This is a genomic window from Verrucosispora sioxanthis (assembly GCF_010560025.1).
In the GTDB taxonomy this organism is placed as follows: Bacteria; Actinomycetota; Actinomycetes; order Mycobacteriales; family Micromonosporaceae; genus Micromonospora; species Micromonospora palythoicola.
The window spans coordinates 44,594-65,389 of record NZ_SAIY01000005.1 but is presented as its reverse complement, the minus strand read 5'-3'; the positions used below and the strand labels follow the sequence as shown (position 1 = coordinate 65,389).

The following is a 20,796-nucleotide window of genomic DNA, read 5'->3' as shown; positions in this document are numbered from 1 at the left end:
AAGGTACGGAATGAGGAAAGGGATCAGTGCCGCCCTCCTGGCGCCGACGACGTACGCGTGGGCGATCCGGGCGGTGGAGCTTCGGGTGCGAGCGGGCAGGCGCCTTGCCGTCGACGGCCTCGACCTGTCGATGGGCAACGGCGTGCACGGGCTGCTCGGGCCCAACGGTGCCGGTAAGACGACGCTGATGCGGGCGCTCGCGACCGTGTCGCGCCCGGCCGGCGGCGTGCTCGAACTACTCGGGCACCCCGTGCACGCACGACCCGACCTGCGGACGTTGCGCCGGTCGATCGGCTACCTTCCGCAGGAATTCGGCTTCTACGGCCGGTTCACCGTGCGGGAGTTCGTCGAATACCTCGCCTGGCTGAAGGAGGTGCCGGCGCACGACATCCCGGACGCGGTCCAGCGTGCGTTGGAACGCGTGGGCCTGGCCGAGCGTGGCGACTCACGCATGAAGACGCTGTCCGGTGGGATGGTAAGGCGCGCCGGCATCGCGCAGGCGATCGTCAACGATCCGGAGATCCTGCTGCTGGACGAGCCCACGGTCGGTCTCGATCCCGAGCAGCGGATGGCCTTCCGCTCGCTGCTGCGCGAGCTGGGCGAGCACACCTGTGTCGTCGTCTCCACCCACCTGGTGGAGGACGTGGTCGCTGCCTGCACGAATGTGGTGCTGATGGATGCCGGTCGGCTGGTATTCGATGGTGGTCCGGCGGATCTGGTGGAACTGGGCCGCGAGGGGGTGGGCGACAGTTCGGCCGAACGCGGGTACACCGAGCTGCTGCGCCGGCACCGCGCGGCGGGGGAGCGCACCGCATGACCGGCCGGATCCTGCGTATCGAGATCCATCGGTCGGTGGCGCCGTGGACGGCCCTGGGCGCCGCGCTGGTCGGCACCGCCCTGCTCTATGTCGCCCTGGACGGTTGGGGAGGCCGCTGGATGCTGCTGGCGCTCTGGCAGCGGGAGTACCTGTTCATCCTCTGGCCCATGGCACTCGGCCTGGGCGCATGGCAGGCTGGCCGCGACCGCCGCTGCCGCACCGAGGAACTGGTCGCGGCGACCGCCCGTCCGCGGTGGCAGCGGGTGCTACCGGCAGCCACGGCGATGGCGCTCGCCGGGGCCGCCGGCTACGTGCTGATGTACGTCGGCGGCGCGGTCCAGGTTGCGGCGTACGCGAGCTACCTGCCGGGGCAGTCCATCGTGATAGCCGGGGTCGGTGTGCTCTGGATGGTGTCCGGCGTCTGGCTGGGCATGACCGTCGGGGCGCTCGCCCCGTTCCGCCTGACCCCACCCGCCACCGCCGTCGTCGGTGCCACCGTGGCGCTCGTCGCCATCACCGACCGGGGGTACGCCCACGTGCCGAAGATCGTTCATCTGCTGACTCCGTCACCGTTCGGGTTCTGGGGCGACTTCGTGACGGTGCTGGGCAGAGTCAGCGTCGCCCACACTGTCTGGCTGGTCGGACTGGCGGTGAGCGCGCTCGCCAGTTTCCTCTGCGCCACCCGGACCGTCCGGATGGCGGCGGCCCTGCCCGCCGTGGTGGCGGCCGTGGTGGCCCTGGCGATACTTCCCGACGGCCGGCAGCGGCTGCCGGTACCCGATGCGGCGGCCACCGCGCTGGTCTGCAGCGTCGGACCGGGGCCCGAGGTGTGTGTCACCCGGGTCCACGTCAGCGCGCTGGCGGAGCTGCGGGATCCGGCGCGGCAGGCGCTCGCGACGATGTCGGCGAAGCTCCCGCAGGCACCGACCTCGGTCCACGAAACACCCGAATCCTGGTACGAGACCCAGCCGACACCACGACCGAGGGATGTGCTGCTCGTGGAACTCGAGCTCGCGCCCTGGGGTGGTGCGAAGGCAAGCCCCGACGAGTTGCGGTGGCGTCTCCTGGACGGAGCGGGTACCCGGCCGTGTGCGTACACCATCGGAAATCCCGACGTGGCCCGGGCGAACCGCGTCGCCCGGCTGGCCGCGGCCGCCTGGCTGGCCGACAGTGCGCCACCGGACGGCCCGGACGGCGAGGCGGCGCGTCAGACGTGGCAGGTCCTTCGCGCGTTCCCGGCGGCCGAGCAGCGGGACCGCGTCGCCGCGCTACGCAGGGCGGCGCTGGCCTGCACCGAGGTGAACCTGCTCGACCTGCTGGTCGGTGACCACTCATGAGGTGGCTCACGTTGTACCTGCGGTGCCGGGGTGTCCCGGCCGCCGCCGGGGCGGCGGCGGCCGGCGTACTCGTGTTGTGGGGGCTGGGCCAGACGGCCGAGGAGTCGCGCCTCAGGCTCGCGGTCGCGTTGTTGTCGACGCTCGTCGCCACCGTCGCGTTCGGGCCCGGGCTCGCCGGCGCCGATCCGCGTTGGAGCGGACGGCGTCCCTGCCGTGGCCGCCGCGCCGCGCCGCGCACATCCTGGCGGTGATGGCCAGCGCGACGCTCATCGCCGCGGCGCCGGCGCTGACCGGCGCACCGCTGGCGACGGCGGCGCTGATGATCCGGAACACCGCCGGGCTCGGTGGACTCCTCGCCGTCGGAGCGGTCTGGGGTGCGCAGTGGGCCTGGCTTCTCCCGGTCGGGTGGACGCTCGTGGTGATCCTGTCCGGGCCGGCGAGCGGGCACCTGTACCAGGAGATCCTGACCTGGATGCTGCAGCCGGCCGCCACCACCTCGGCCGCTGCCTGCGCCGCGACCATCGCCGTCGTCGGCGTGGTCACCCACGCCGTGCTCGGGGCTCGCCGGTGAGCACCCGTCCCGGCGGATCGCCGAGTCGCCCCCGGCCTGACCCGGAGCACGGCCGTCACTGGTCCGACCGACGAGGCGTGCCCGAGAACGTTGTGCTGCGCGATCAATCACGAGATCCAGTACGCATGTCCACCGCCGGCCGACGCGGAGGTCCGGGTCGCAGGACCGCGTCGAGGCCGTTCAGTCGCAGCACGCTTGCGCCGCGCAGGTGCGCCAGGTCCGTACTACCGTCCCCCGTGTACATGACAAAGGCCGCCTGTTCGGTCCAGTGCAGGCGGGTTCCGTCCGTCTCGGCGTCGAGTTGGACGGTGACCAGCGAGGTCCAACGCAGTTCGTCGTCGACGATGGCCTCGTAGCCGTAGACGATCCGGTGGATACGGGCGATGTCGATGTATCGCGACCGGTACTCCAGCCGTTCCGGCGCGGTGTCCAGCCCGGTGTAGGTACTGCGGGCCGTCTCGCCTCCGCCCACGCGGAAGTCGTGCTCGTACGAGGCTGCGTGGCCGGGGAGCCGGAACCACCGCCGCCTGACCGTGGTGTCGGCGAAGGCCGTGAAGACCTCGTCCGGCGACGCGTCGAGGTGCCGCGAGATCGTGAACGTGTCGTGTCGGACCATGCCGTTCCTTCCGCTGTCACGGCCACAGAGAGGGTGGCCGCACACCCAGTTACGATCAGAAGAAACGTGCGTCCACCGGTTTTAGTCCGGCTTTCCGATACGCACTTTGAAGTCAGTTACTGACGGACGAGGAACAACGAGCCATGACAAGCTCCCTCGGCGCCGAACTCGCACAGCGCGGGGTCGCGCCGGACTGCGTGCGGACGATCGAGCTCGTCCGTGACGTACTGGCGCGGGTCGGCGACAAGTGGACGCTGCTGACCCTCACGGTCCTGGCGCCCGGCCCGCTGCGCTTCACCGCGCTGCACGATCAGGTCGCCGGCATCTCGCAACGGATGCTCAGCCAGACGCTGCGCGGGCTCACCCGCGACGGGTTGGTGACCAGGACCGCGTACCCGCACGTACCCCCGAGGGTGGAGTATGCCCTGACGCCACTCGGCCGTTCACTGTGTGAAGCGGTGGACGGACTCGTGGGCTGGGTCCGAGACCATCAGAGCGACATCGCCCGAAACCGCGACGAGTTCGACCAGGCGCCCGCCGCGAGCACCGCCACCCGGCCATACCCATAGCCGGGATGTCCGTCAGACCGGGTCATCCCATCGGGATGCGTCTCCGACGGCGTGCGGGTGACCGCCGTCAGCAGCGAGAACGGTGCCTGCCGGCTCGGCCGGGGACGCGAGTGGGGCGGGTCGGCGCGGGCCGAATGCCACCACGAGTTGGTCGCCCAGCGCCGTCGCGGATGGGTGTGGGTCGCGACGTGGTGTGATCATGTAGATGCCACGGGTTGGGGGATCGACGAGTGTCACCGTAGTGACGTCGGTTCGCAGCGCGCACGTCAGTATCCCGGGTATCAGGGCGATAGCGTGGCCGGTGGCGACCAGGGCTATCTTGCCGGGTAGGTCGGCTGCGGTCAGGTCGATACGGGTGGCGACTCCGGCGCGGGCGGCGTGCTGGCGCAGCAGCGCGGCCGAGCCGTCGTTGTCCTCGACCCAGGCCTGGCCGGCAAGGGTTCGGATGTGGACCGGACCGCGCCCGGCCTGCGGATGGTCGACGGGCAGCACGACCACCATTTCGTCCAGCCCCAGGAAGCGTCGTTCGACACGCGGATCGTTGGGTAGACCGGGTGGCGCGTCGGTGATGACGGCGACGTCAAGGTCGCCAGCGATCACCTGGTCGTGCAGTTGTGCGCTCAGTCCGGGTGACAGGCTCCACCGGAGGGGTCCGGCCTCGTCGAGCAGGCGGCGGATCGCTTTGGGCACGATCCCGGCCGCCAGTGCGGGAGTCGCGCCGATGGCCAGCGGCCGGCGGAGCGTTCCGTCACGGATGTCCCGGACGGCGTTCAGCGCCCGGTCGCTCTCCATCAGTGTGATCCGGGCGTGGTGCTGGAACACTTCACCGGCAGGCGTCGGACGCACGCCGCGCGCGTGTCGTTGTATCAGCGGTGTGCCGAGCCGGCGCTCCAGCCCGGCGATCTGCCGGGAGACGGCCGACTGTGTGTAGCCGAGTTCGGCGGCCGCCGCGGACAGTGATCCGAGCTGGCACGCCGTCACGAACGTCCGCCACGCGGTCAACTCCATAACCCCGAGTATGCCCGGCCGATATGCGTAGTCCGCATGGCTGCCCTGATGGATCTGCGCTTGTCGCACCCGTCGCGTTGCCGCAAAGTGCGATGGATGACCGCACCGCACACGATCGCCGTGCTCGGCCTGGGCCGCATGGGCGCCGCGATAGCGACACGACTCGCCGACCTCGATTGGCACGTCGTCGGTTGGACGCGCTCCGGGCGCGCGGGAGTCACCGTCGAGGTGACCGGCGACCCGAACGAAGCCGCGGCGCAGGCCGGCACCGTTCTCCTGGCCCTGTTCGACGGCGAAGCCTGTCAGCGGGTCGTCGAGCGGGTCCGCGGCTCGTTGCGAACGGGCACGATCGTCGTCAACACCAGCACGGTCGCGCCCGTGGAGGCGTCGCAGTTGGCCCGGTGGCTCGGTCCGTCCTACGTCCACGCGCCGGTGCTCGGTTCCGTACCGGCCGCCACCGCCGGCGCCCTGCAGATCCTCGCCGCCGCCGACCAGGACACACTCGACCGGGTACGCCCGGTGCTGGAAGCGCTCGGCACCGTGCGGCACGTCGACGACGTTCCCACCGCCGCCGCGCTCAAGCTGGTCGCCAACAGCAGTCTCGCGGGTGCCCTCCTGGCGCTGCGCGACTCACTGCGGCAAGCCGACGCGTTGGGTCTGCCGCGCGCCCAGGTGCTGGACGTCCTCGAACTCGGCCAGCTCGGCGGACTCGTTGCTCGTAAGCGGGCCTTCCTCACCGGCCAGTCGACCGCCGCCACGGCTCGGGCCGAATTCACGATCGGCGCCCTGGCCAAAGACATGGCACTGCTTGCTGCCGCGTCAGACACGCCCCTGGCCAGCGCAGCAGATCTGGCCGACACCGTCGCCGGCCCTGAGGCGGACATCGCGGTTGCCGCCACCGTCCCTACCGTGGCTGATGCTGTGCTCGAACCGCTACGCGCCTACATTCGCGGACACGCCACCGGAGACCCTGCCCACTTCCGGGACGCGTTCCTGCCCACCGCCCACATCGAGGGAATCCGCGACGGCGAATTCGTGTCGTGGCGCCTGGACGAGTACTGCGCTCTCTTCCGCGGCCGGCCGGCCCCGGACGAACCCGGCCGCTTTCGCCGCATCAACGCCGTCGACGTCCACGGCACCGTTGCGACCGCGTCGATGACGCTCTGGCACGGCGCGGACGTCTTCACCGACGTCTTTCTACTGATCTACGTGGATCACAGTTGGCGCATCGCGAACAAGGCCTACCACCGGAGCACCCGACGGACGAGGAGCGTGCACGAGCGTCACCCCGCACATCCCTATCGACCCGGCCAATTTCCGGCCGGCGGATCCTTGCCGGAGAACGTTCCGCCACCGTGGCGCGCGTAGCCACCGTACGTGTCAACGATGACCTTGCGGCCGGTGAGACCGGCGTCGCCCATCGGGCCACCGATCTCGAGACGGCCGGCCGGGTTGAGCAAAAGACGGTGCCTCTCGGCGTCGATGCCAATTCCTACCTACGGCCGCCCGCTCACCGGATGGCGTCGGCGTAGGCACCGCGTGACAGCCAAGAACACCAAGGTCAAGAGCAAAAGGCGATACGCGGTGCCTCGTCGGAGGGTGTGGAACCGGCGACCGAGATCCGGTCTGCCGGTTCCCTGTACCGAGCGTCGGTCCCCGGGACGGGGCCCTCACGCCAGGGTGCTCCGGTTGCCGTTGGGTTCGAACCGGTCGGTTCGCGTGAGCACCCGGCGACGGGTCCAGCAGGCGAGCAGGTTCAACCCCAGGGCGTACGCGGCGGCGCTCACCAGCAGGGCAGTACTGGCGCCGCGTCCCCAGTCGCCCACCGTCACGGGCGGTACGGCCCAGACATCCGTCGACAGGCCGGCCAGTGCGATCGCCGTGCCGGCCGCGATCGGTGGGACGGTCCACAGCAGCGCGTCCGGCCCCGCGAACTGGTCGTCCTGTAGGAGTCCCGTCATGGTGGTGACGAACCAGCCGAACAGGAGCAGGAGCATGAGCGGCCAGCGCGTCGCGGGTCGCCGCAGGCGCCCCCCGAGCAGCGCGCCGAGGCCGACGCCGGCAGCGGCGTAGAGCGGGTAGGCGGCCACCTCGCACAGGAGGACCCGCACCAGGATCGGGTCGTCGAGTGCCGAGGTCGTGAAGGAGACGCCCTCGCGAGCCCGGGCGAGCGGGTACGCGGCCGCGACGGCCACCCCGGCCCGGAGCACCGAGAGCGGTGCGGCCACCGCCAGCGCCCTCGCCTGTGCGTTCCGACCGGCGAGGGCGGCGCCGGCCAGCAACGCCAACACCTGCCCGCAGAGGACGCCGGAGGTGTACCGGAAGATGCGCGTGGTGTGCAGCAGCTCGTGCTGCTGCGCCTCACCCTGCGCGTCGTAGTTGACGAAGAAGCCGTAGAACGCGTCGTTGAACGGCATGGCCACGAGCACGAGCAGCGCCATCGCCGGCACCGGCCAGACCGCCGGGTGCGTCACCATACGCTGAAGCGCCGGCAGACGACGGCTTGCCATCCCCGGACGCATCTGCCAAGCCTGCCCGTCCCGGCAATGGTCGGGCAAGGCGATCGCCCCCGGACGGGACCGACTCTCGCTGAGGAGGTGGTGGCGGCCGGATGGAACGGAATGTGCCCGACGCGGTCAGCGGGGCCACCGTGGCGGTCAGGCCCAACCTCTGGTGTGCACGTCGAGGCCGGCGAGCAGCCCTCGCCGAGATGCACGCTCGCTCATGGCTCATCGAGTTGAGTGCGTTGCCCGACGCTAGAGTGCGGCAAGTTCAGTCGAGCTGGAACCGCTCCAGTCCGCAGGCCATCGTTTGCCAGCGAGCCGCGCAGATGGACGCTCGGTGGTAGGCGATGACAGCGCGTCATAGCTCGCGTACGTTGACGCCGTGGCGACTTTATGGACCTTGGGCTGCGACGCCGACGATCCCCAGCGGATCGCCGTCTTCTGGGCGCTGGCCCTCGGCTATGTCAAGGAACCCGGTTTCGACGAGCCCGGCAACGCCTCGATCGTCGACCCGGATGGCCAGGGCCCTGCCATCGGCTTCCTCAAGGTACCCGAGGGCAAGTCTGCCAAGAACCGCATGCACATCGATATCCGGGTGGCCGGTCCAGGCCCCTGGGACATGGCCGAGCGCACCCGACTGATCCAGCAGAAAGTGCCCGAGCTGGTTGCCGCCGGCGCGACGGTGGTCAGTGAGCAGTGGTACGGCGACGACCTCGGACACGTCGTCATGCACGACCCGGAGGGCAACGAGTTCTGTGTCGCTTGACGCTGAGGACGGGGAGGATCAGCGGGGGATGGACGCCAGTACGGAGGAACTGCGGGACGCGCACGACGTGCTGTCGCAGTGGTATGCGGAGAACCTGGTCGGGGCGCTGGAGAGCATGCCGGTCGAGCGGACGATGCTCGACCTGTTCGCCGAGCTGACCTTGACCGTGGGTGTGGAGGTCGCGGACGTGGGCTGCGGCACCGGGAGACTCCTTCCGTACCTCGCGGGCCGGGGCCTGTCGCCGTGCGGGGTGGATCTGTCGCCAGGCATGGTGGAGGTGGCGCGGCGGGAGCATCCGGGTTTCGAGTACGAGGTCGCCGATCTGCGGGAATTGCCGTTCGGGGACGCGTCGCTGGCCGGGGTGGTGTGCTGGTACTCGTTGATCTTCCTGGCGCCGGACGCCCGGGTACGGGCGTTCGCCGAGTTGGCTCGGGTCGTGCGGCCGGGCGGCTACCTCGTGGCGGCGTTCAAGCACGGCGACGGCACCGGGCATCGTAACGGTCCCGGTAGCCGCGTCGGCAGCCTCGGCGTCGACTTCGATCGGTACTGGCTCTCGGCCCGCGAGATGGCGGACCGGTTCACCGCGGCCGGGTTCGCCCTGGTCTTCCAGGGCAGCACCCCGCCCGAAGAGCCAGAGCCCGCGTACGGGTACATGCTGGTCCGCAAGACCGGCTCCACGAACGCGTAGTGCGCGGATCTGACACCGTCCGCTCTGCGCCGTCGCGGTCGGCAGCCCAGTGCGATCCTGTTTCCGGACGGCCCACGTGCACGAGGAGTTCTCGTCTACTGTGCACGCGTGCCCATGTCGGTGGACCTGTCGAGTCCGGCTTCGCGCCGGGAAGCACTCCGGATGGTGGACGTCGGTGACCCGCGTCCCCACCACGGGATGCTACGGGAGCTCTTCGACCTCGAGAGGGACTGGCGCGAGGGTCCGGACGGTGGCGAGAGTGACGAGTACGAGCAGATCTACGTAGCTGCCTTCCTGCTGTTCCTGATCGGTGACCCCGCCGATTCGTGCCGTCTGTACGCCGCGAAGTTCCGCACCGGTGATATGGACCTGGGCACCGGCTTCGACGCCCAGGCCATCTTCGGAGCCGGGCGGCACGAGACGCTTCGGTGGCTCTCGGAGAACGGGTACACCGACGAGCACGCGCAGCTCTCCGAATGGTTGTTGCACGCGGAGGATCCGAAGATCGAAGACTGGGCGCGGCACATGCGCACCTACTTCTACTCACCACAGGGCGCTCTGCTTCTGGATGAGCTCTGAGAAGGAATCCCTGGCAGGCTACAGCCGTTCATGCCGGGCGGCGGACGCATGCTCTTCTGTTGCAGCCGTACGCTGCGGTGCGCCGCCCAGGGCGCCGTACTCTCACCGTTTCGGTGGGGGTGGCGGGCGTCGTCGCCGCCCTCATGGTCGGCATGGCGATCGAGTCAACCCGGGTCGGCGTCCTGCCGTACGGCGGCGCTGCCGGTCTCAGCTGTATCGCTCGACGAGTGCGTTGCCGATCGAGGCTAGGTGGCCTCGCACAGCCGGAGGGCTGGTGACTTCGATCCATTCGACGAGCCCGGCAAGCTCGCCAGCGAGTGTGTGTTCGTCGTTGCCGCGGATCACGACCTCGATGCGGCCGTCGGTCGTGGCGCCCCCGACTTCGAGCCGACCGCCGAATCCCATCCGGAGTATGCCTATCGCCTCGGGCGCGCACACCGCCCGGGCTTCGAGAGGTGTTCGTTTTCGGTCGACGTCGTCGGCGATCGCGCGCCAGCTTGCGGCGAGGTCGAAGTCCTCCGGCCGGCGCACGGGGTCACAGGTCGGGTCGGCGGACGACACGCGGTCGATCCGGAAGGTCCGCCGACCGGCCTCGGTGTCGGCGACGAGGTACCACGACGGGCCCTTGGCGACGATGCCCAGCGGGTGCACGGTGCGCTCGGTTTCGGTGCCTTCGCGGTCGACGTAGCCGAGCCGGACCTGGACGCCGCGGATCACCGCGTCCTGGAGCGCGTCGAGGAAGCGGGGTGGTCGGGGCTCGATCCGGCTCGCTCCCCATCGTCGCGGGTCCAGGACGAGCGACGAGGCTGCCGCCTCGGCCTGTACCCGGAAGGGTTCCGGTAGGGCCCGGACGAGCTTGCGCAGCGCCGCTTTCACGGCCGGCGTCGCCGCCGAGGCCGGGCCGGCGACCAGGAACAGGGCGCGGGCCTCCCTCGCGGTCAACCCGGACAGGTCGGTACGGGCGCCGCCCACGAGGCGCCAGCCGCCACCTCGGCCCTGGATGGAGTACACCGGGACGCCGGCCATGCCCAGGGCGTCGAGGTCGCGGCGGGCGGTGCGCTCGGAGATCTCCAACTCCCGGGCGACCTCCGCTGCGGTCACCTGCTCGCGATGTTGCAGCAGCAGGAGGATGGCCATCAAGCGGTCGGCGCGCACTCGGACAACTCTGGCAGGAAAACCGGTCAGGAGGTGACCGGTTTCGGTGGGCAGGATGCCGGCATGACAACCGACTTTCCCGAGCCCACCCGTGTTTCGGTCAACGGTGTGGAACTGGAGGTGTTCGAAGCCGGTCGGCAGAACGCGGGGAACCCCGTCGTGCTGTGTCACGGCTGGCCGGAGCACGCCTTCTCCTGGCGCCATCAGATGCCCGCCCTCGCGGCTGCGGGCTTTCACGTCATCGTTCCGAACCAGCGGGGTTACGGCGGCTCGTCCCGCCCGACCGAGGTGACCGACTACGACATCGCACACCTGTCGGGCGACCTCGTCGCACTGCTCGATTACTACGGATACGACGATGCCACCTTCGTCGGCCATGACTGGGGCGCGGCCGTCGTCTGGGGCCTGACCCTGTTGCATCCGCATCGGGTCGACAAGGTGATCAACCTGAGCCTGCCGTACCTAGAGCGCGGCGACAGACCCTGGATCGAGGTCATGGAGGATGTGCTCGGTAGCGACTTCTATTTCGTCCACTTCAACCGGCAGCCGGGCGTCGCGGACGCCGTGTTCGAGGAGAACACGTTCCAGTTCCTGCGGAACCTGTACCGGAAGGACGTGCCCCCCGCGGGGCCGCAGCCGGGCAACGCATTGATCAACCTCGCCAGAATGGAAACCCCACTCGGTGAACCCATCATGAGCGACAGCGAACTGGCCGTCTTCGTCGCCGCCTTCGAGTCAACAGGGTTCACGGGCGGAATCAACTGGTACCGCAACCTGGACCGCAACTGGCGGTTGCTGGCGGACGTGGACCCCATCATCCGGCAGCCCACCCTCATGATCTACGGCGACCGCGACCCGGTCGCGAGGTCTGAAAGACTGCCACAATTCGTGCCGAATGTGGACGTGGTCAGTCTGGACTGCGGTCATTGGATCCAGCAGGAAAAGCCGGAAGAAACAAACCAAATTATCCTCAAGTGGCTGGACCAGCGGGGTGTCGTCTAGCGCAGCAGGAGATCTGAAGCGCCCCGGGTTCTGTGGAGTCTATACAAGATCCGGGGCGGTTCAGGGGCCCGCGCTTCGGCTCAATCTCGCGTGAAGCGGGCACCTAGAAGGTGCCCCAGTGTGGTGTCGAGGATCTCGTGTGCCGGATCAACCTTCAGCCACAGCAACTTGTGGCGGCTGCCGTCACCCATCTTCAGCGCCAGCCGATCCGTCAGGATCCCGCGGTGAAGCCGGGCCTCAGCTACCTCATCGAGTGGGATCACCTTGTTGGTCCGGTGCGCGGACGTGATGTCTCGCAGAGCCAAGGACGACGCCGGCACCTCGGGCAGCGGGACGGGGACGGTACGGCCGTTCTTGTTGGCTCGTGACTCACGAAGGGTCAGCCGGCGTCGCACCAGATGACGTGGCAGCAACCACAGCTCACCATGGATCCAATCGCCCCATCCAGTCGTGCAACTCCTACTGATCAGCCGTGCTGTCTCGGTCACGGCGACACGCTAGCGGACAGCGATGGGAAACGTTCCCTCGCGTACCCACGCCGTTTCCGATCCGACACCAGACCGCGGCCGGCAGTGGCCGTCGGCGGGCCGAGCGACGAGGTTTCTGATCAGCGCCTCCGCGTCGTGGCTGGTGGAGCGCCACCTCACTGCGGCACGACAGCGATAACGTCGATCTCCACCAGCATGCCGGGCAGCGCCAGCGCGGGTACCGGGATCAGGGTCCAGGCCGGCTTACGGTCACCCCACACCCGAGCGAACTCCTGCTTCACCACCCCGAACTTGTCCTCGTCGTGATCGACGATGAGAAGGTTGAACTTGGCCACGTCCGACATCGCGGCGCCGGCGGCGGCGAGCACCGTCTGCGTGTTCGTCAGCGCCTGCCTGAGCTGCGTCTCGAAGTCGTCCGACAGGACGCCGTCCTCGGTCTCCCCGCCCTGGCCCGCCGGAAGGATCATCCGCCAGCCGGCCGGAAACACCGCGAGATGCGAATAGGCGTTCGGCCGTGGATCATAGAGGCCCTTCGGGTTGATGAAGGTGAGCCCGTCGATGTCCCCGCTACGAACGGCATCGGCCATGTCACTTTCGCCTCTCTGCACCTGCGGTTTCGGACGTCCACCCGCCAACGGCCGACGATAGTGGGCCAGGGCGCTGGGAATCGCCGACCGCGACTAGAAGCTCAAGACTTACCTGATCGGGTGTGCCTGGCCGTAGAGGTCTCGGGGTTACCCGCTCTGTCGAGCCGACGCGGTTTCCTCATCCACGTGGTTCACCTCAGGTGGCTCGGGTGAAAGCCAGCTCGGCATGCTGGCCAGGTGGAGCTGCGTGGCATGGTAGGGGCATGTGCAGAAACATACGCGTGCTTCACAACTTCGAACCGCCGGTGACCGACGATGAGATCGAAGCCGCCGCCCTCCAGTACGTGCGCAAGGTCAGCGGCACGACCCGGCCCTCAGCGGCCAACGAGGAGGCGTTCGGTGAGGCGGTCCGCGCCGTCACGGCAGCCACCCGGACACTGCTGGACAGCCTCGTGACGAAGGCGCCTCCCCGTGACCGCGAAGTGGAGGCGGCCAAGGCCAAGGCGCGCGCGGCCGAACGGTACGGGTCTCAAGCGATCGCCTCGCGCTGAGCGACACCGAAGGTAGCTGCCGGTCAGGAAGCCGTCGGGTGCGCCGAGCCGCCTACTGTTGGGTGAGGAGTTCGCGGCGTTCGGTGTCGATGGTGGCGAGTCTGGCGCGTACCTGGGCTGCCCGTTGCTCCAGCCGGGCTTGCACGTCGCGTACCAGGTGCATGGACCGGGCGATGTTCTGCTCGGCTTGCTTGATTCGATCTCGTACCGCGAGGTCGGTGAAGATGTTGTCGAACCAGACGTCGACGAACCGGGTCAGGCCGTCGACTGCCAGCTGCGGAGCCGTCAGCGTCACCCCTGGGACGTCGGCGAGTTCGGTGCGCAGCACGGCGAGGCAACGATCGGCGTAGGCTGCGGCCTGTGCCGCCTCGTCCAGCCGAGAGTGTTTGATCGCGCTGCTGATCGCACCGCCGCCGAGAAACGTGTCATAGGTTGACCAACCGGACGCATTACCGAGCTTGTCCCGTACCTGAGACAGGGCGCGCGAAGCGGTGTGCGCGGCCTGCATGGCCTCGGTCACCTCATGCGTCTCACTAGTGAGCCGGCCCCGCTCGGCAGCCAGCTCCAACAGTGGCGCACGGCGCGGATCCCCGGAGTCGGCCAGGTATCGCTCCTTGTCGTCGAGTACGGCGGCATAGGTGTTCGGCGCCCCGGCGAGCCGACGCAGCCGCGCCTCCGCCGCGCTGTGCTCCCGCCGTATCGCCTCAAGCCGGCCCTCGGCCTCGGCCACCCGATAGCGCGCGGCCTCGGCCTCCGCACGTTCACGCGCCAGCGTGTCGCCACGGGCACCGCGCAACGAGACCAGCACCCGGGTCAGGGACAGACCCTCCAACCGCTCGACGTCCTCCCGCTCGCGGGCGTGCCGTGCGCGCAACGCGGCGAGCTGCGCGGTCATCTCCTCCGTGCGCCGGCGCAGTTCCGCACTACGCCGGGTGGTCATCTCGTACTCACGGAGCGCTTCGGCGGCCGAAGCCAGCCGTTGTTCGATGTCGTCAGCCACACCACCCATCTGACGACAGCGGTGCAAGGGCACAGTTGGCGGTTCATCCGGCCGGCGCGGTCGCGGGGGACCGGTCGGCGGCTACCGGAGGGGTGGGATTCTGGATAGCGCCGGACGTCGGGATGGGGCAGAAATCCCCTGATGCGGAGCAGGAGGCCGAGTGAGGGACCTGTACGTCGTGACGCACCCAGAGGCGACACACCACGTCGATGGACTGGTCGGTGGGTGGTTCGACTCTGACCTGACTGCCCGGGGCCGCGCGCACGCTGACCTGATCGCGCAGGTGCTCGCCGACCGGTTGTGGTCTGCTGCCGGCGTCGAGGTGTTCTCGTCCGACTTGCTACGTGCCCGGCGGACAGCGGAGACGATCGGTGAACGGCTCGGATCGAGCGTGGTGCTGGACGCCGACCTCCGTGAGAAATTGTACGGTGAAGCCGGAGGACGCCCGCAGGCGTGGCTGGACGGACGGTTCGTGCCGCCGCCCGCCACCGGTGAGCGGATGCGTCATGACGAGGGCATATCCGGCGCGGAGACGAAATGGGAGCTGGCCGTACGGGCCTACGCCGCGCTGGAGGGGATCCTACGGTCGAAGGTGGAGCATCAGGTTGTGGTGACCCACGGGGGAACGGCCACGTTCCTGCTCGCGGCCTGGATCGGCATGCCCATCGGCGCGGCGGGTCTGGTGGGCATCCGCTTCTCTGCTGGCGGCATCACCCACCTGCGCGAGGACGATTACTTTCATAACCGCTGGATCGTCCAACTCAACGACACCCAGCACCTGGCGTGAGGCCCGGAATCGACCGCATTCCGGCCTGGGCGACGCCGGCCAGGTTGGCGTTCCGACCGGCACCTTCGCCATGGTCGTCGATGCGGGGTTCCGGTTCGGGGCGCACGGCTGCCGCAGAACCGTGTCCGGATTGCCGCGACGGGTCGATCCCGAGTGGGATCGGCGGTCTAGCATCGAGCGGTGGAATCGTCCCTTGACGCCCTGCCGAAGATCGGCGCACCCGCGACGCGGGCGCTGAACGCCGCCGGCTACACGGCCCTACGCCAGCTCGCCGGTGCGCCCCGTGCGGAGCTCGCCAGGTTGCACGGCGTGGGGCCGAAGGCACTGGACATCATCGAGGCCGCCCTCGAACAGCACAATCTGGGGCTTAGCTGACGCGAGGCACCCCCCTGCCCGGTTCGCGCTCACTGGTGCAGATGTGCGCGCTGGCCCTCGCGGTCGAAGATCATGATCAGCTCGGCCGGCTCGTCGAGCGCTGTCATCGAGTGGGGCGTCATCGTCGAGAACTCGGCCGCTTCGCCCTTTCCGACCTCGATCCGCCGCTCGCCGAGCCACAGCAGCACCCTGCCGTCGAGGACCAGGAACCAGTCGTACCCGGGATGGACCCGCTGGGCCGGCATCGTCGCCTCGGGCTCTAACCGGACCTTCATCGCCATGGTGCGTCCGTCGACGCGGCTCAGCGGCCAGGTGGTGCGCGAACCCGAACGGTGCTGCACGGGACGGATCACCACGTCCTCGTCGCTGGTCGCCTCGAACAGGACGTCGAGGCTGATCTGTAGCGCGTTGGCCAGCGGCACCAGCACGTCGAGGCTGAGTGTGCGCTTGCCCGTTTCGACCCGGCTGATCGTCGACGGGCTGAGGTTGGTGCGTTCGGCGAGTTCGTCGAGGGAGTAGCCGAGCGTGGTGCGGATGCTTCGCAGCCGGGTGCGCGCCAGATGCTCCACGTCACTGCGGTCGGTCATACCCCCAGCATGCCACGCCTTGCGAATTCCGCAAACCGTCTTTCAGTCTGCGCCAGGTGTTCCTACGCTTGACGCATGACGAACCACGCTCACGAAGCCTCCGACCACCCACCCCACCAGCGCGTCGTCCGCCGGTGCGACGTTGCCGTCATCGGCGGCTCGGCGGCCGGTCTGGCGGCCGCCCTGCAACTCGCCCGTCAGCGACGCTCGGTCATCGTCGTCGACGACGGCACCCCGCGGAACGCGCCGGCCGCGCACATGCACGGCTACCTCGGACGCGAGGGCACCCCGCCCGAGGAGATGCGGGCCATCGGGCGCGAAGAGGTCCGTAGCTATGGTGGCAACGTCCTCACCGGTCGTGTCCTGGCGGTGCGGCAAGAGGAGGACGGATTCCACCTCGCCCTCTCGGGCGGGCACGGTCTCGTCGCCCGCCGGGTACTGGCCGCGACCGGCATCGTTGACGAGCTTCCCGACATCGAGGGTCTCGCCGAGCGTTGGGGCGCTCAGGTGTTCAACTGTCCGTTCTGCCATGGCTGGGAGGTCCGCGACCTGCGGGTCGTGCAGATCGTCACGACGCCGATGGGACTGCACCCGACCCAGCTGATGCGGCACCTGACCGACCGGTTGACCGTGGTGCTGCATGACGCGACGGGGATCGACCCGGCCGCGGTGCAGACCCTCGTCGCCTCCGGGGTAGCCGTGGTCGAGAGTGCGGTGCGCCGGGTGGCCGACGCCGACCCGGACGGGTCACTCGTCGTCGAACTCGCCGACGGCCGCAGCCTGCCAGCCGACGCGATCCTCACCGGGGCCCGGTTCCGTCCCCGGGTCGAGATGCTCGCCGGGCTGGGCATCGACATCACGGCTCACCCCAGCGGACTCGGTGATCTCGTCGCGGTCGACTCCACCGGACGTACCAGCGTGCCGGGCGTGTTCGCCGCCGGGAACCTGACGGACCCGAGCGCCCAGGTCCTGCCGGCCGCCGCGAACGGAAGTTGGATCGGCGCCCAGATCGCCTTCAGCCTCGCTGCCGAGGACACCACGGCGGGCCTCCGCCCCTCCGGCGTCGAGATCGAGTGGGACGGTCGCTACGGGGATCAGGAACGCGTGTGGAGCGCCAACCCGAACGGCACCCTCGTGGCGGAGGCCACGGACCTGCCCCCGGGGCGGGCGCTCGACGTCGGCGCGGGTGAGGGAGCCGACGCGCTCTGGCTGGCCGAACGAGGCTGGCAGGTGACCGCCTCCGACGTCTCCGGCAGGGCACTGGACCGCATCCGGGCCGAAGCGGAACGTCGCGGGCTCGACGTGCGCACGCTGCACCGCGACGCCAACGACCCCGCCGCGTACGCAGACGAGACCTACGACCTCGTCTCGCTACAGTACGGTTCGTTCCAGCGCACGCCCGAGCAGCGCGGCCTGCGCAACCTGCTCGACGCCGTGGCCGTCGGCGGGACGCTGCTCGTCGTCGGTCACGACCTGACCTGGCTCGAGCAGCCGTCGGACCCCGGCGAGCAGACCCGCATGTACGACCCGCAGGCGTACGTCGGCATCGACGAGATCGCCGCCGCGCTCACGGCCTCGGGCGACTGGCGCGTCGCCGTGAACGAGAGCCGGCCGCGTCCGCCGGGAGCGATCAGCACCCACCACGTCAACGACGTCGTGCTGCGCGCCGTCCGGCTCGACCATCGCAAGGAGCGGTGAGGCCACGCCGCAGGGGTCAGCCGGCGGCCAGTCGTAGTCCGAGCACGACGAATGCGACGGCGCAGATCCGGTTGACGCGCCGTGACCAGCCGCGTCAATCTACCTCGCACAAGATCAGCGGCGCTCACGTGGGCCGGACCGTTCGTGGACACCGCACCTAGGATCAAGGAATGATCAGCGTCATCACGCCTGTTCTGCCGGCTCACGTTGACCTGCTCGCCCAGGCCCACGAGTCCCTGCTCCGGCAGGACGGCGGCCCGGACTGGGAGTGGCTGATCCAGATCGACGGCACCCTCGAGCGGCCGGTCGAGGTGGACTTCCCGGCGGCGGCCGGCGACGGCCGGATCCGGGTTGCCGCCAACGGGGACCGACTCGGCGTCAGCGCGGCGCGGAACCGGGCCCTGCTGCGCTCGACCGGGCGCTGGGTGGCGCCGCTCGACGCCGACGACGAGTTCTTCCCGGACACGCTCGCGCTGCTCTCCGAGCCGTTGCGGACCCGCCCGGAGGTGAGGTTCGTCTTCGGTGAGAGCGTCGACGTCTTCCCGGACGGCAAGCGGCTGACCCGCTTCACCCGCCGGCCGTACCAGCCGGGTCCGGTGCCACCCGGGCGCCTGGAGGAGATCTGGCGGCACCACAAGAACCTGTTCTTCCATCCGGGCGCGGTGATGTTCGACCGCACCTGGTTGCTCGCCGCCGGTGGGTGGCCGGCTGGTACCCAGATGGAGGACCAGGACGTCCTGCTGGCCATCTCGACGTTCGCGCCGGGGTGGTACGTGCCGCACCCGGTCCATCTCTACCGGCAGCACCGGGACCAGACCGTGCGGACCGCCCGGTTCGAGGCCAACCGGGAGAGCTACCGGCGGTGGACTCATGCCCGGCTGGTCGCGCTGCGGACGCTGCGCGGCGACGATCCCGACGAGTTGCGGAAGCTGGAGACGCCCTTGCCCTCGCCCGAGGAGATCAGCACGTTCACGACGCCGGAATGGCAGGCCGAGATCGCCGGTCAGGTCACCGCCGGATGAGCGCACCGGCCAGCTGCGAACTGCGGGTCAGCCGAAACGACCAGGATCTGAGGCTGGTCACCGGCGCCCGAGCCGAGATCGAACGACGCAACCGTACGATCCCCGACGCGGACACCTTCCAGCATGAGGCGCTCGGGGCCGGCTGGATCAGTGACGGCGTCGACCTGGCCGCGATGGTCGCCGCCGGCGCGGACGGCTGGGACCTGGAGGTCGGCGAGTCCGGGGCCGGGGCCAGCGCCGGGTTGCGGCTGCTCCTCGCCGACCTGCTTCCGGCCGGGGCGGTGGACGAACTGGCCGCGCTCGCCGACGAGTTGTGCGACGACCCGATGCCCTGGCATGCCGAGTGGGTCCCGCCCGTCCCGCCGGCCCTGGCCGGCGAGGGCGCCGCCTGGTTCGACGTGCTGGTGCCGTCGGTGAACTGGCGGCAGGACGACGCCGCTGCCGATCCGGTGGCCCATCACCGGCACGCCCGGATCATCTGGGCGCCGCGCTGGTGCGTGGTCGTCTGGACCGGACGGACCGGTGGCGAGGGCTCGAAGTACCGGACGTGGGGGCTGCCCGACCGGCGGTTCGAGGGTCGGCCGTCGGACGGCGGCGGCGCGGAGCGGATGGCCCGCATCCTGCGCGCGGTGGTGCGGCACATCGAGTGGTCCGTCGACATGGTCGACCTGGAGTTGGAGACCTGGGAAAACTACTTCCTGGCGCAGGCGGCCGGCGACGGCGGCCTGTTCGTCGGGCCGGACTTCCACCGCCTGCAGCGCCATCTCGCCCTGCTCGGTCACGGCACCGCGCTCAACCGGGACGCCATGCGTACCCTGGTCCGCCGGATCGAGATCCAGCCTGGCATTCCCGCCGACGTCCGCGACCTGGTCAGGGAGAAGTGTGAGCGGTTCCTGTCCCAGTCGCAGGCGCAGCGCCGGGCGGTCCGGCAGTCGTTCGACCTCGTCGCCAACGCCACCTCGGGCCAGCAGTTCCGGTTGGCCCAGGAGCGGGCCGACCGGGACGGCGCCTTCCAGGCCATCGTGGGAATCCTGGCGGCCGTTTTCGTGGCACCCGGCCTGATCGCCGCGTTCTACGGGGCGAACGTGAAGGGCCTGCCGGGCGCCGACGCGCGGGAGGGTCTCTGGTTCATGCTGCTCGGTTCGGTCCTCGCCGGACTGATCAGCGTCTGCCTGATCCTGGTGGTGCGGGCCCGATCCCGCCGTCCCCGGAGCTGAGCGGCGCGGTACGGGTCGCCGGGCCAGGTGGCGGCCCGCAACGGGCCGCCACCTGCTCCGACGCGAGCATTCACCTCGGGGTGGTCCGGGCGGCGAGGAACTGTTCCCAGGTTTCGATGCCGGCCGATGCTTCCGCCGCGAGGTTGGCGCCGGATCGGTAGGCCCTTCCCAGCTTGCCGGGGACATGGATCGGAAGGCGGATTCGGCGCTTGCCGACGGTGGCCAGATAGCTACGTTGGAGTTCCTCCAGGGTGTACGTGTGTGGTCCGGCCAGGTCGGTCACCCGGCCAGTTGGGTTCCCCAGAGTCAACTCAGCGAGCCGCGATGCCACTTCGGCGGAGGCGACCGGCTGCCAGCGGACTCCGGTGGGCGCGAGCAGGACCGGCAACCTTGCCATGGCTCGGACTGTTCGCAGCGCCAGGTCGTGAAACTGCGCGGCGCGCAGGATCGTGTGCGAGATGCCGGAGGTGGCCACGATCCGCTCCGCCTGCGCCTTGCGGGCGAAGTAGCCGATCGGGACGGCGTCCGCGCCGATGACCGAGATGAGTATCAGGTGTTCCACGGTGCCCGCCCGCCGGGCGGCCCGGACCAGGTTACCGGTGCTGACGTCGTCACCCTTGGGTCCTCCGGCGAGGTGGAGCACGATGCGTACCCGGTCGAGAGCGTGGTCGACATCGTGCGTGGCCAACAGATCGACGGCCGCGTGCTGCACGCCCTCGACCGGCTGCCGGTGGTGACGGCTGAGGGTTCGGACCGTCTGCCCGGCATCCCGAAGCAGCGGTACGACCTGCGAACCCAGCAGACCGGTACCGCCGGTGACCAGAGTTGTGGAGGACATCTGTCGATCTCCCTCTTGTAGGTTTGGAATGTGA

General features: G+C 69.7%; 25 protein-coding genes and 1 pseudogene. 16 read left to right on the top strand and 10 right to left on the bottom strand.

Annotated elements, in window-relative coordinates; genetic code table 11:
* Positions 1–10: 10 nt before the first annotated feature.
* From ENC19_RS16140 to ENC19_RS16125, 4 genes are read left to right on the top strand one after another with little or no spacing between them, the layout of a single operon-like run.
* Complete coding sequence (locus ENC19_RS16140; protein WP_164448009.1) at positions 11–817, top strand: ABC transporter ATP-binding protein; 807 nt, start codon at positions 11–13, stop codon at positions 815–817.
* Positions 814–2,154, top strand: a complete 1,341-nt coding sequence (locus ENC19_RS16135) for a hypothetical protein (protein WP_164448008.1) — start codon at positions 814–816, stop codon at positions 2,152–2,154. The genes ENC19_RS16140 and ENC19_RS16135 overlap by 4 nt, the downstream gene beginning before the upstream one ends.
* The gene (locus tag ENC19_RS16130; protein ID WP_164448007.1) at positions 2,151–2,405 is read left to right on the top strand and encodes a hypothetical protein; all 255 of its coding nucleotides are present in this window, start codon (positions 2,151–2,153) and stop codon (positions 2,403–2,405) included. The genes ENC19_RS16135 and ENC19_RS16130 overlap by 4 nt, the downstream gene beginning before the upstream one ends.
* On the top strand, positions 2,405–2,725 hold the full coding sequence (locus tag ENC19_RS16125; protein WP_164448006.1) for a hypothetical protein: 321 nt from the start codon (positions 2,405–2,407) through the stop codon (positions 2,723–2,725). The genes ENC19_RS16130 and ENC19_RS16125 overlap by 1 nt, the downstream gene beginning before the upstream one ends.
* Positions 2,726–2,828: 103 nt before the next feature.
* Here ENC19_RS16125 and ENC19_RS16120 read toward each other — a convergent pair whose 3' ends face one another.
* Positions 2,829–3,341 (bottom strand): SRPBCC domain-containing protein, encoded by a 513-nt coding sequence (locus ENC19_RS16120; protein ID WP_164448005.1) that lies wholly within the window; start codon positions 3,339–3,341, stop codon positions 2,829–2,831.
* Positions 3,342–3,484: 143 nt separating this feature from the next.
* On the opposite strand from ENC19_RS16120, the gene ENC19_RS16115 reads away from it, so the two are divergent.
* The gene (locus ENC19_RS16115) at positions 3,485–3,910 is read left to right on the top strand and encodes a winged helix-turn-helix transcriptional regulator (protein WP_164448004.1); all 426 of its coding nucleotides are present in this window, start codon (positions 3,485–3,487) and stop codon (positions 3,908–3,910) included.
* A gap of 12 nt (positions 3,911–3,922) precedes the next feature.
* Here ENC19_RS16115 and ENC19_RS16110 read toward each other — a convergent pair whose 3' ends face one another.
* Positions 3,923–5,101 carry a LysR family transcriptional regulator gene (locus ENC19_RS16110; protein WP_208020921.1) on the bottom strand — a complete coding sequence of 393 codons (1,179 nt, stop codon included), beginning with the start codon at positions 5,099–5,101 and terminating at the stop codon, positions 3,923–3,925.
* Between ENC19_RS16110 and ENC19_RS16105 the strand changes: the two genes are divergently transcribed.
* Entirely contained in the window at positions 5,015–6,286 is a 1,272-nt protein-coding gene (locus ENC19_RS16105) for a nuclear transport factor 2 family protein (RefSeq protein WP_164448003.1), read from the top strand. The two genes, ENC19_RS16110 and ENC19_RS16105, sit on opposite strands and share 87 nt — an antisense overlap.
* On the opposite strand, the pseudogene ENC19_RS16100 reads toward ENC19_RS16105, so the two are convergent.
* Positions 6,244–6,414 (bottom strand): annotated as a pseudogene (locus ENC19_RS16100) (methionine adenosyltransferase domain-containing protein); the annotation flags it as partial. The gene ENC19_RS16105 and the pseudogene ENC19_RS16100 sit on opposite strands and share 43 nt — an antisense overlap.
* A 174-nt stretch (positions 6,415–6,588) precedes the next feature.
* A complete protein-coding gene (locus ENC19_RS16095) occupies positions 6,589–7,395 on the bottom strand; it encodes a hypothetical protein (RefSeq protein WP_164448002.1) in 807 nt (268 codons plus the stop codon).
* Between the two features lie 409 nt (positions 7,396–7,804).
* Here ENC19_RS16095 and ENC19_RS16090 point away from each other — a divergent pair, with 409 nt between their 5' ends.
* The 3 genes from ENC19_RS16090 (at position 7,805) to ENC19_RS16080 (ending at position 9,455) form a co-directional block, all read left to right on the top strand.
* On the top strand, positions 7,805–8,188 hold the full coding sequence (locus ENC19_RS16090; RefSeq protein ID WP_164448001.1) for a VOC family protein: 384 nt from the start codon (positions 7,805–7,807) through the stop codon (positions 8,186–8,188).
* A 28-nt stretch (positions 8,189–8,216) separates the two neighbouring features.
* Positions 8,217–8,876: a class I SAM-dependent methyltransferase gene (locus ENC19_RS16085; protein WP_164448000.1), complete on the top strand. Its 660-nt coding sequence runs from the start codon at positions 8,217–8,219 to the stop codon at positions 8,874–8,876.
* A 162-nt stretch (positions 8,877–9,038) separates the two neighbouring features.
* On the top strand, positions 9,039–9,455 hold the full coding sequence (locus ENC19_RS16080) for a hypothetical protein (RefSeq protein WP_235944833.1): 417 nt from the start codon (positions 9,039–9,041) through the stop codon (positions 9,453–9,455).
* A gap of 207 nt (positions 9,456–9,662) precedes the next feature.
* Here ENC19_RS16080 and ENC19_RS16075 read toward each other — a convergent pair whose 3' ends face one another.
* The gene (locus ENC19_RS16075) at positions 9,663–10,610 is read right to left on the bottom strand and encodes a helix-turn-helix transcriptional regulator (protein ID WP_164447998.1); all 948 of its coding nucleotides are present in this window, start codon (positions 10,608–10,610) and stop codon (positions 9,663–9,665) included.
* Between ENC19_RS16075 and ENC19_RS16070 the strand changes: the two genes are divergently transcribed.
* On the top strand, positions 10,566–11,612 hold the full coding sequence (locus ENC19_RS16070) for an alpha/beta fold hydrolase (protein WP_208020919.1): 1,047 nt from the start codon (positions 10,566–10,568) through the stop codon (positions 11,610–11,612). The genes ENC19_RS16075 and ENC19_RS16070 overlap by 45 nt on opposite strands.
* Positions 11,613–11,692: 80 nt before the next feature.
* Here the strand turns inward: ENC19_RS16070 and ENC19_RS16065 are convergent, their stop codons facing one another.
* Both ENC19_RS16065 and ENC19_RS16060 read right to left on the bottom strand, forming a co-directional pair.
* Positions 11,693–12,100, bottom strand: coding sequence for a hypothetical protein (locus tag ENC19_RS16065; protein ID WP_164447997.1), 408 nt, complete (start codon positions 12,098–12,100; stop codon positions 11,693–11,695).
* Between the two features lie 155 nt (positions 12,101–12,255).
* On the bottom strand, positions 12,256–12,687 hold the full coding sequence (locus tag ENC19_RS16060) for a RidA family protein (protein WP_164447996.1): 432 nt from the start codon (positions 12,685–12,687) through the stop codon (positions 12,256–12,258).
* 263 nt (positions 12,688–12,950) lie between these two features.
* Here ENC19_RS16060 and ENC19_RS16055 point away from each other — a divergent pair, with 263 nt between their 5' ends.
* Positions 12,951–13,238, top strand: a complete 288-nt coding sequence (locus ENC19_RS16055) for a DUF2277 domain-containing protein (RefSeq protein WP_164447995.1) — start codon at positions 12,951–12,953, stop codon at positions 13,236–13,238.
* Positions 13,239–13,290: 52 nt separating this feature from the next.
* Here ENC19_RS16055 and ENC19_RS16050 read toward each other — a convergent pair whose 3' ends face one another.
* Entirely contained in the window at positions 13,291–14,238 is a 948-nt protein-coding gene (locus ENC19_RS16050) for a hypothetical protein (RefSeq protein WP_164447994.1), read from the bottom strand.
* 160 nt (positions 14,239–14,398) lie between these two features.
* On the opposite strand from ENC19_RS16050, the gene ENC19_RS16045 reads away from it, so the two are divergent.
* Together ENC19_RS16045 and ENC19_RS16040 are read left to right on the top strand one after the other, a co-directional pair.
* Complete coding sequence (locus ENC19_RS16045) at positions 14,399–15,025, top strand: histidine phosphatase family protein (protein WP_164447993.1); 627 nt, start codon at positions 14,399–14,401, stop codon at positions 15,023–15,025.
* Between the two features lie 180 nt (positions 15,026–15,205).
* The gene (locus tag ENC19_RS16040; protein ID WP_164447992.1) at positions 15,206–15,400 is read left to right on the top strand and encodes a helix-hairpin-helix domain-containing protein; all 195 of its coding nucleotides are present in this window, start codon (positions 15,206–15,208) and stop codon (positions 15,398–15,400) included.
* Positions 15,401–15,429: 29 nt separating this feature from the next.
* On the opposite strand, the gene ENC19_RS16035 is transcribed toward ENC19_RS16040, so the two are convergent.
* Positions 15,430–15,987, bottom strand: a complete 558-nt coding sequence (locus ENC19_RS16035) for a helix-turn-helix domain-containing protein (protein ID WP_164447991.1) — start codon at positions 15,985–15,987, stop codon at positions 15,430–15,432.
* A 75-nt stretch (positions 15,988–16,062) separates the two neighbouring features.
* Between ENC19_RS16035 and ENC19_RS16030 the strand changes: the two genes are divergently transcribed.
* The 3 genes from ENC19_RS16030 to ENC19_RS16020 all read left to right on the top strand — a co-directional run bounded on the left by ENC19_RS16030 (position 16,063) and on the right by ENC19_RS16020 (position 19,924).
* Positions 16,063–17,685, top strand: coding sequence for an FAD-dependent oxidoreductase (locus tag ENC19_RS16030; RefSeq protein WP_164447990.1), 1,623 nt, complete (start codon positions 16,063–16,065; stop codon positions 17,683–17,685).
* A gap of 170 nt (positions 17,686–17,855) precedes the next feature.
* Positions 17,856–18,707: a glycosyltransferase family 2 protein gene (locus ENC19_RS16025; RefSeq protein WP_164447989.1), complete on the top strand. Its 852-nt coding sequence runs from the start codon at positions 17,856–17,858 to the stop codon at positions 18,705–18,707.
* Positions 18,704–19,924, top strand: coding sequence for a CorA family divalent cation transporter (locus ENC19_RS16020; RefSeq protein WP_164447988.1), 1,221 nt, complete (start codon positions 18,704–18,706; stop codon positions 19,922–19,924). The genes ENC19_RS16025 and ENC19_RS16020 overlap by 4 nt, the downstream gene beginning before the upstream one ends.
* Positions 19,925–19,994: 70 nt before the next feature.
* On the opposite strand, the gene ENC19_RS16015 is transcribed toward ENC19_RS16020, so the two are convergent.
* Positions 19,995–20,762, bottom strand: a complete 768-nt coding sequence (locus ENC19_RS16015; RefSeq protein ID WP_164447987.1) for an SDR family oxidoreductase — start codon at positions 20,760–20,762, stop codon at positions 19,995–19,997.
* Positions 20,763–20,796: the final 34 nt, after the last annotated feature.

Bases quoted from the DNA above. Each gene is read 5' to 3' on its own strand.
- ENC19_RS16025 (WP_164447989.1), top strand. From the start codon at position 17,856: ATGATCAGCGTCATCACGCCTGTTCTGCCGGCTCACGTTGACCTGCTC.
- ENC19_RS16060 (WP_164447996.1), bottom strand. From the start codon at position 12,687: ATGGCCGATGCCGTTCGTAGCGGGGACATCGACGGGCTCACCTTCATC.
- ENC19_RS16140 (WP_164448009.1), top strand. From the start codon at position 11: ATGAGGAAAGGGATCAGTGCCGCCCTCCTGGCGCCGACGACGTACGCG.
- ENC19_RS16115 (WP_164448004.1), top strand. From the start codon at position 3,485: ATGACAAGCTCCCTCGGCGCCGAACTCGCACAGCGCGGGGTCGCGCCG.
- ENC19_RS16105 (WP_164448003.1), top strand. From the start codon at position 5,015: ATGACCGCACCGCACACGATCGCCGTGCTCGGCCTGGGCCGCATGGGC.
- ENC19_RS16130 (WP_164448007.1), top strand. From the start codon at position 2,151: ATGAGGTGGCTCACGTTGTACCTGCGGTGCCGGGGTGTCCCGGCCGCC.
- ENC19_RS16135 (WP_164448008.1), top strand. From the start codon at position 814: ATGACCGGCCGGATCCTGCGTATCGAGATCCATCGGTCGGTGGCGCCG.
- ENC19_RS16120 (WP_164448005.1), bottom strand. From the start codon at position 3,341: ATGGTCCGACACGACACGTTCACGATCTCGCGGCACCTCGACGCGTCG.
- ENC19_RS16035 (WP_164447991.1), bottom strand. From the start codon at position 15,987: ATGACCGACCGCAGTGACGTGGAGCATCTGGCGCGCACCCGGCTGCGA.
- ENC19_RS16020 (WP_164447988.1), top strand. From the start codon at position 18,704: ATGAGCGCACCGGCCAGCTGCGAACTGCGGGTCAGCCGAAACGACCAG.
- ENC19_RS16095 (WP_164448002.1), bottom strand. From the start codon at position 7,395: ATGGTGACGCACCCGGCGGTCTGGCCGGTGCCGGCGATGGCGCTGCTC.
- ENC19_RS16070 (WP_208020919.1), top strand. From the start codon at position 10,566: ATGTTGCAGCAGCAGGAGGATGGCCATCAAGCGGTCGGCGCGCACTCG.
- ENC19_RS16085 (WP_164448000.1), top strand. From the start codon at position 8,217: ATGGACGCCAGTACGGAGGAACTGCGGGACGCGCACGACGTGCTGTCG.
- ENC19_RS16015 (WP_164447987.1), bottom strand. From the start codon at position 20,762: ATGTCCTCCACAACTCTGGTCACCGGCGGTACCGGTCTGCTGGGTTCG.
- ENC19_RS16125 (WP_164448006.1), top strand. From the start codon at position 2,405: ATGGCCAGCGCGACGCTCATCGCCGCGGCGCCGGCGCTGACCGGCGCA.
- ENC19_RS16080 (WP_235944833.1), top strand. From the start codon at position 9,039: ATGGTGGACGTCGGTGACCCGCGTCCCCACCACGGGATGCTACGGGAG.
- ENC19_RS16030 (WP_164447990.1), top strand. From the start codon at position 16,063: ATGACGAACCACGCTCACGAAGCCTCCGACCACCCACCCCACCAGCGC.
- ENC19_RS16055 (WP_164447995.1), top strand. From the start codon at position 12,951: ATGTGCAGAAACATACGCGTGCTTCACAACTTCGAACCGCCGGTGACC.